Annotated in this window: 7 protein-coding genes; 2 read left to right on the forward strand and 5 right to left on the reverse strand. The window is 65.4% G+C overall.

Going from position 1 to position 7960, the window contains the following annotated elements:
- Positions 1-36: 36 nt before the first annotated feature.
- From Q3C01_RS31470 to Q3C01_RS31485, 4 genes are all read right to left on the reverse strand, one after another.
- The gene (locus Q3C01_RS31470) at positions 37-1110 is read right to left on the reverse strand and encodes a sensor histidine kinase (protein WP_458149177.1); all 1074 of its coding nucleotides are present in this window, start codon (positions 1108-1110) and stop codon (positions 37-39) included.
- Positions 1097-1789, reverse strand: coding sequence for a response regulator transcription factor (locus tag Q3C01_RS31475; protein WP_458149178.1), 693 nt, complete (start codon positions 1787-1789; stop codon positions 1097-1099). The genes Q3C01_RS31470 and Q3C01_RS31475 overlap by 14 nt, the downstream gene beginning before the upstream one ends.
- A 136-nt stretch (positions 1790-1925) precedes the next feature.
- Positions 1926-2468, reverse strand: coding sequence for a hypothetical protein (locus tag Q3C01_RS31480; RefSeq protein ID WP_458149179.1), 543 nt, complete (start codon positions 2466-2468; stop codon positions 1926-1928).
- 130 nt (positions 2469-2598) lie between these two features.
- The gene (locus Q3C01_RS31485) at positions 2599-4935 is read right to left on the reverse strand and encodes a Tex family protein (protein WP_458149180.1); all 2337 of its coding nucleotides are present in this window, start codon (positions 4933-4935) and stop codon (positions 2599-2601) included.
- A gap of 634 nt (positions 4936-5569) precedes the next feature.
- On the opposite strand from Q3C01_RS31485, the gene Q3C01_RS31490 reads away from it, so the two are divergent.
- A complete protein-coding gene (locus Q3C01_RS31490; protein ID WP_458149181.1) occupies positions 5570-7045 on the forward strand; it encodes an amidase in 1476 nt (491 codons plus the stop codon).
- A gap of 131 nt (positions 7046-7176) precedes the next feature.
- Here Q3C01_RS31490 and Q3C01_RS31495 read toward each other — a convergent pair whose 3' ends face one another.
- Positions 7177-7494: a hypothetical protein gene (locus Q3C01_RS31495; RefSeq protein ID WP_458149182.1), complete on the reverse strand. Its 318-nt coding sequence runs from the start codon at positions 7492-7494 to the stop codon at positions 7177-7179.
- Between the two features lie 121 nt (positions 7495-7615).
- On the opposite strand from Q3C01_RS31495, the gene Q3C01_RS31500 reads away from it, so the two are divergent.
- Positions 7616-7960, forward strand: a 345-nt coding sequence (locus Q3C01_RS31500) for a PaaI family thioesterase (RefSeq protein ID WP_458149183.1), incomplete at its 3' end; no start/stop codon positions are given.

The following is a 7960-nucleotide window of genomic DNA, read 5'->3' on the forward strand; positions in this document are numbered from 1 at the left end:
GGAACAGCGGGGCCATCGCCTCTCAAATTTGTGCGCCTACAGTGCGGATAGCGGAAAGCGGAGTTGGATCGTCAGCCCCGGCGCGTTGTCACGCAGCGCGATCTCAGCGCCGTGGAGACGTGCGATCGCGGCGACGAGGCTCAGGCCCAGGCCGTTGCCCGGCGTGTAGCGGCTCTGCTCGAGTCGGTAAAAGCGCTTGAATACATGGTCCTGTTGATCTTTCGGGATGCCGGGCCCGTCATCAGTGATCGAAATCAGCGCGCCACCTTCGCCGGACTTGCAGACCACGCTCACCTGCCCATTCGCGCGACCGTGTTTGATCGCGTTGTCGACGAGGTTGGCGATGGCATCGAACAGCAGGTCGCGGTCGCCGGTGACCCTGACTTCGCGGTCGCCGGTCAAATTGAGACGAGTCGCAACCTGCTCGGCGGCGGCATCGTAGAGCTCGACCACCTCGCCGGCGATCTCCACGAGGTTCAGCTCGCGAAACGCGCCCTTGCGCGCGCGGGTCTCGATCTCGGAGATCCGCGTGATGGAGGCGAACATGCCGAGCACGGCATCGAGATCGGCGATGGTATCGCCGATCAGTGCCGCGTCGGCTTCGCTGTTGCGCGGGGCGTGATAGGCCTTCTCGAGCCGGCCGCGCATGCGCGTCAGCGGCGTGCGCAGATCGTGCGCGACGTTATCGCTGACCTGCTTGACCTCGCCCATCAGGGTTTCGATGCGGTCGAGCATCTGGTTGAGGTTTTCCGCGACGCGATCCCATTCGTCATGGCTGCCGCGCAAGGGGATGCGCTGATCGAGGCCCGAGAGCATGATGGCCCGGCTGGTGGCGTTGATCTGTTCGATGCGGCCGACCGTGCGCCGCGTCACCAGCACGGCGGCCACCGCGGCGAGCACCAGCAGCAGCAGGGCGACCGCAATCATGGCGAGCTCGATCATCCCGGTGAAGCCGTCGTGATCGCCGACGTCGCCGACGCGGCTCTCCACATAGGCGAGCGTTCCATAATAGACATAGGCGATGATCGCCGCGACGATCAGGCCGAAGATCGCGATCGCGATCAGCGCCAGGCGAAACGTCGACGACTTGAGCGTGTTAGCCAGGAGCACGGAGGCAATATCCGATGCCGCGAATGGTGTGGATCAGCGGATAGGCCTGACTGTCGTCGACCTTGCGGCGGACGCGGCCGACATAGACGTCGATGATGTTGGTGGAGGGATCGAAATGCAGGTCCCAGACGTGCTGGAGCAGCATCGCGCGGGAGACGACGCGGCCCTCGTTGCGGACGAGATATTCGAGCAGCTGGAATTCGCGCGGCAGCAGCGGGATCTTCTTGCCGCGGCGAGAGGCAGCTCGCGATATCAAATCGACGGCGAGATCGCCGACGCGCAGGATCGTCTCCTTTGCGATCGTCTCGCTGCGGCGGCCGAGCGCCTCCAGGCGCGCGAGCAGCTCGACGAAAGAGAACGGCTTGACGAGATAGTCATCTCCGCCGGCACGCAAGCCCCGCACGCGATCGTCGACCTCGCCGAGCGCGGAGATGATCAGAAAGGGTGAAGCGATGCCGTCGTCGCGCATCTGGCGCATGACCGTGATGCCGTCGATGTCGGGGAGCATGCGGTCGATGGTGATCACCGCATAGTCGCGCTCGCTGCCGCGGCTGAGCGCCTCGCGCCCTGTCGCGGCAAGATCGACCTCGTAGCCGCTCGTCGTCAGTTCTTCAGCGAGCTGGCCTGCGGTCTCCAGGTCGTCCTCGACGACGAGTATGCGGCGGTGACCTCCGCTCATGCCTCAACCCATGTCTCAAGTTCATGGCTCAAGTTCTTGGCTCAACTTCTTGCGACGATCGCCACCAGACTATCCCGTTCCGGGGCAGGGCGGAACTGTCCGGCGGCGATCGCGACAACGGTGCGGTCACGCAATGCTAGTACCAATCGTCCCCGCACACATTGACCCATTGCCAGCCCCAGGGCGTCCAGCTCTGGCGCCAGCAGCCACCGTAAAAGCCGGCGTAGATGAACGGCGCGCCGAAGAAGGCGAAGCGGCGATGATGCCGGAAGAAGAAGGCGTGTCGGCCGATGAAAGGCCTGCCGCGGAAGCCGGCGCCGGCGAAGCGCGGCCCGACGAAAGCTGCGCGGGCGGCCATTGGGTTGCCTGCAAAGCGCGGTGCGAAGGCCGCGCGGCCTGCAATCGGAGCGCCGGCGAAGCGCGCGCCACCAAAGCTTGCGCCACCAAATCGAGCACCGCCCATACCGCCGAAATGAGCGCCACCCATACCGCCGCCCATTCCACCGGCACGCATGCCACCGCCCATGCCGCCACCGCCAAAATGGCCGCCGCCACCGCCGCCAAAGCCGCCGCCATGTCCGCCGCCGCCACCGCCGCGTTGGGCCAGGACGGGCGACGCAACCGCCAGCGTCGCGGCGACTGCCGCTGCGACGAGGCCTGTGAGAAGCCTGTTGCTCATCGGAAAACCTCCTTGCAGTGCGGCGACATGCCTCGCCGCCCGAGGAGGCTCAGGAGATGAGAATAGAGGGGCTCCTTCAACTTACAAATGCGCCAGATTCTGACGCGGAAGTTAGTTTGAGCGGGGCGCCTCACACAGGTTTGCCGCGACCGCTCTTTTCTGCGGCGCGGCGAAGCGCTTCGGCGAGCGCGCCGCCACCGGAGGACTCCTGCTTGCGCGGCGCCGACGAGGTCATGCGGCCAGCGTTGCGCGGATTATCGCGCTGCATGCCGGGCGCGTCCTTCGTGGCTCCGACCTCGTCGTCGAGGCGCAGCGTCAGCGAGATGCGCTTGCGGGCGACCTCGAAGTCCAGCACCTTCACCTTGACGATGTCGCCCGGCTTCACCACCTCGCGGGGATCCTTGATGAAGTTCTTGGACATTGCCGAGATGTGCACGAGGCCGTCCTGGTGCACGCCGATATCGACGAAGGCGCCGAAGGCGGCCACGTTGGTTACGGTGCCCTCGAGGATCATGCCCTTCTTGAGGTCCTTGATCTCCTCGACGCCTTCCTTGAACACGGCGGCCTTGAACGCCGGGCGCGGGTCGCGGCCCGGCTTCTCGAGCTCGCGCAGGATGTCGGTGACGGTCGGCAGACCGAACGTCTCGTCGACGAAATCCTTGGGCTTCAGCGTACGCACGACCTCGCTGCTGCCGATCAGCGCCTTGATGTCGCTCTTGGTGGCCGCAAGAATCCGGCGCACCACCGGATAGGCTTCCGGATGCACGCCGGAGGCATCGAGCGGATCCTCGCCACCGAGGATGCGCAGGAAGCCCGCGCACTGCTCGAACGCCTTCGGCCCGAGCCGCGGCACCTCCTTGAGCGCCTTGCGCGACTTGAACGGGCCGTTGGCGTCGCGATGCTGCACAATGCTTGCGGCAAGGCCCGCACCGACGCCCGACACACGCGCGAGCAGCGGCGCTGAGGCGGTGTTGACGTCGACACCGACGGCGTTCACGCAGTCCTCGACCACGGCATCGAGCGACTTGGCAAGCTTGGCCTGGCCGAGATCGTGCTGGTACTGGCCGACACCGATCGCCTTGGGCTCGATCTTGACGAGTTCGGCGAGCGGATCCTGCAGGCGCCGGGCGATCGAGACCGCACCGCGCAGGGTCACGTCCAGGCCCGGCAGTTCCTGCGATGCGAAGGCCGAGGCCGAATAGACCGAGGCGCCTGCTTCCGACACCACGATCTTGGTCATTTTCAACTCGGCGAGCCCCTTGACGAGTTCGGTTGCGAGCTTGTCGGTCTCGCGCGAGGCCGTGCCGTTGCCGATCGCGATCAGCTCGACGCGATGTTTCAGCGCGAGCCTGCCGAGCGTCGCGAGCGACTCGTTCCACTGCCGCTGCGGCTCGTGCGGATAGATCGCGGTGGTGTCAACGACCTTGCCGGTCGCGTCGATCACGGCGACCTTGACGCCGGTGCGGTAGCCGGGATCGAGCCCCATGGTGACGCGGGTGCCGGCGGGCGCGGCCAGCAGCAGATCGCGCAGATTGGAGGCGAACACGCGCACGGCCTCGGTCTCGGCCGCGTTCCACAGCCGCATCCGCAGATCGATGTTGAGATGCACCTGGATCTTGGTGCGCCAGGCCCAGCGCACGGTGTCGATCAGCCAGCGGTCGCCCGCGCGCTTGAGGTCGGCGATGCCGAACCGCTTCATGATCTTCAGTTCATAGGCGCTCGGCACGCCCGCCGGCGGCGCCTCGGCCTCGGCCTGGATCTGCAGGTCGAGGATCTCTTCCTTCTCGCCGCGGAACATCGCGAGGATGCGATGCGACGGGAGTTTTGTCAGCGGCTCGGAGAACTCGAAATAGTCGGCGAACTTCTCGCCCTCGGTCTTCTTGCCCTCGCGCACCTTGGAGGCCATGCGCGCATTGCTCCACATCTCCTCGCGCAAGCTTCCGATCAGGTCGGCGTCCTCGTCGAAGCGCTCGACCAGAATGGCGCGTGCGCCGTCGAGTGCGGCGACGGCATCCGCGACGCCCTTCTCGGCATTGACGAACGTTTCCGCCACCACCTTCGGATCATTCGCGGGCTCCACCATCAGCTGGTTGGCGAGCGGCTCGAGGCCGGCCTCCTTGGCGATCTCCGCCTTGGTGCGACGCTTGGGCTTGAACGGCAGGTAGATATCTTCCAGGCGCGCCTTGCTGTCGGCGGCCATGATGGTGGCCTCCAGCGCCGCGTCGAGCTTGCCCTGCTCACGGATCGATTCGAGGATCGCCTTGCGGCGGTCTTCGAGCTCGCGCAAATAGACGAGGCGCTCTTCCAGCGTGCGGAGCTGCGCGTCGTCGAGCGCGCCGGTGGCCTCCTTGCGGTAGCGGGCGATGAAGGGAACCGTGGCGCCGCCGTCGAGCAGCTCCACCGCCGCCTGAACCTGCTCCTCCCGGGCCCCGAGCTCCTGCGCAATCTTCTGGTTGATGTTTGCCACGCCAGTTTCCTTTAATCCAAGCACGCGACGCGAACCGAACCGACGGCCCGCGGGACGCCGCTTATGGACCAACCCGACTTGATTCATCAAGGTACGACACGGAACCGTCGACAGGGGATTTTTTTGTTGCCTTGATGCGATCTCGCCACATTCGTTCGGTCATGGCCGGAATGGACAACTCTCGTGTCCCGGACGCGCCGCAACGCGTGAGCGCTGCTGCGCAGAGCCGGGACCAGAGGCCATCCCCGGCCTTGGCTGCATAGGCCCCGGCTCTGCAGCGCACCGCACACCAGACTATCAAGATTCCGAAGTTCTACAAACTAAGCCATTTGCATCGCGAGAGCACTTGTAGCCCGGATGGAGCGAAGCGAAATCCGGGGGCCCTCTCTTGCGGCTCCAATCCCGGATTGCGCTTCGCTCCATCCGGGCTACGGGAGATCGCAATGTCCGCCATCGGCAACGCTTACGGCGCGACTCGTCGAAGGACTTCAATCTCAGGATTTAGCCTCGCGAGCGCGCCGGCAGAGCGACCGGCAAAATCTCCGGATTCGGCGGCGCAGCCATGCGGGTCCCGTCGATTGACACGCCCTCTCGCGAAACTATGGTCGCCGCCGGACAAGAGGACTGAATCGCTATGACTTTGCCGATGAGCTGGAACGAGTGGGCGCAGCATGACGGCGTGGCGCTGGCTACGTGCGTCAAAAAGGGCGAGCTCACGCCTGCCGATTTGGCGCGCCAGGCCGCAGCGGCGGTGGCAAAGGTCGATTCCGCGCTGTCGGGCGTGGTCGAGCTGTTCGACGACGTGATCGCGGATCCCGCCAAGGACGGCGTCAACCTCACCGGCCCGTTCGCCGGCCTGCCCTTCCTGATGAAGGATCTCGGGCCCACGATGAAAGGGCGCTTGCAGGAAATGGGTTCGCTGCTGATGCGCGGCAATCGCGCAGGCGCCGACACCTTCCTGACCTCGAAATTCCGCCATGCCGGATTGAACCTGATCGGACGAACCACGACGCCGGAGTTCGGCGTATGCAGCTCCGCCGACAACCCGGCCGTCTACGTCACGCGCAACCCCTGGAATACCGACTACACCACCTGCGGCTCGTCGGCTGGCAGCGCCGCATCCGTGGCGGCCGGCATCGTGCCGATTGCTCATGCGACCGACGGCGGCGGCTCGATCCGCATTCCCGCAGGGGTCAACGGCAATATCGGGCTGAAAGTGTCGCGCGGCGTGTTCTCGCTCGCACCGCATATGTCCGATCTCTCCGGCCTCGTCTCGATCCAGGGCTGCCAGTCGCGCAGCGTGCGCGATACCGCCGTCTTCGTCGATCATGCCCGCGGGCCTGCGCCCGGCGAGTTCATGCCGTTCTGGACCACGGCGCAGCCTTACACCGAGATGATCAAGCGCGATCCCGGCAAGCTCCGCATCGCGCTGTCGCATCGATGGGGCGACTATCGCGCAACGCCGCGCATCGCGGCCGAGCTGGAGAAGGTCGGCCGCTTCCTCGAAGGCCTCGGCCATCACGTCGACTTTGCCCTGCCCGAGCTCGATTTCCGTGCCGCCTTCGACGCGCAGACCACCTGCTACATCTCCAACTTCGCCGTCGTGATCTCCAACATGCTCGCCGCGCGCGGGCTGGAGCGGCCGCCGGAGGATCTGATCGAGCCGATGAACATCCGGATCTGGGAGGCGGGCCGCCACACGAGCTTTGCCGAGCGGGCGAAGATGCAGGCGGTGTTCAACACCACATCGCGCGGCTTCGGCACGTTCTTCGAGCAGTGGGATGTCATCCTGACGCCGGTCACGGCGCTGCCGACGCCGAAGGTTGGCACAAGAGAGTATCTCACGACCTCCGACAATCCGGATGTGCTGGACTGGTTCGGCAATCTCTGGCGCAATTTTGCCTTCACGCCGCTGGCGAACCTCTGCGGCATGCCGGCAATCTCGCTGCCGCTCGCCGAGAACGAGCACGGCCTGCCGCTCGGCATCCAGGCCATCGCCAAGCAGGCCAATGACGGCCTGCTCCTGCAACTCTCGGCCCAGATCGAGCGAGCCATCGACGGCAAGTGGAATGCCGGCAAGAAGCCGAAGGTGCACGTGACGAAGGGGTGAGCGGCCGCTTGCTCGGCCCGTAGGGTGGATTAGCCGAAGGCGTAATCCACCATCGCGGACACAAAAGTGGTGGGTTACGCCGAGCGGACTGCGCTTCGCGCAGCCACGAGGCTAACCCACCCTACGAAGTATCAATTCTTCATGGCCGGAATTGTCTCCGCCGGCTGCTGCTGGCCCTGCTGCATCATGGCGAGCGCCTTGTCGATGGCTTCTCGCAGGGCGATGGCGGCGGCGGGGCTACAGCGGATGTGTCCGGTCTGGATCACGTCGACCCGCACGCCCGGGCCGACCGGCATCAGGAGGTTCGCGGCGAGCTCGATCTGGATCGCGCCGTTGTGATGGCCAAAGCAGGACACGCCGTCGAAATAGATGAAGGGCGCCCGCTCGGCGCTTCCTGTCGAGATCGTCACGCCCCCTGGATTGGTCGCCGGTGCGTCGGGGTTTGCCATGGGGTTCCTCGTCATTCTCAACCAGATGGTCCCGCAGCATCGTTGCTTCGCCCCCACATGTCGAGCCCAGAATGGACCGCGAGATTTTGCGCATGCCACAACAACGGTCTAAAAGGTGACCATGTCCAATCTACAAACTACAACGCTGTCGTTCGACGCGCTCGCCGAGGCCATCAAGGGCCGCCGCTCCGACTATGGCTATATCAGCGGTCTCAGGCTCGACCGCGCAGCACCTGGTGAAGCCTGGTCGAGCCTGCCCTACCGCCCCGTCTTCGTCGGTGACACCGAGACCGGCGTGCTGCATGGCGGCGTCGTCACCGCGATGCTGGACGAGAGCTGCGGCATGGCGGTGCAGCTCGCGCTCGACGGCACACACGCGATCGCAACGCTGGATCTGCGCATCGACTACCAGAAGCCGGCCACGCCCGGCCTCGACATCAGAGCGCATTCGATCTGCTATCGCACC

Source organism: Bradyrhizobium sp. UFLA05-109 (genome assembly GCF_054185165.1).

Bases quoted from the DNA above. Each gene is read 5' to 3' on its own strand.
- Q3C01_RS31480 (WP_458149179.1), bottom strand. From the start codon at position 2,468: ATGAGCAACAGGCTTCTCACAGGCCTCGTCGCAGCGGCAGTCGCCGCG.
- Q3C01_RS31475 (WP_458149178.1), bottom strand. From the start codon at position 1,789: ATGAGCGGAGGTCACCGCCGCATACTCGTCGTCGAGGACGACCTGGAG.
- Q3C01_RS31495 (WP_458149182.1), bottom strand. From the start codon at position 7,494: ATGGCAAACCCCGACGCACCGGCGACCAATCCAGGGGGCGTGACGATC.
- Q3C01_RS31490 (WP_458149181.1), top strand. From the start codon at position 5,570: ATGACTTTGCCGATGAGCTGGAACGAGTGGGCGCAGCATGACGGCGTG.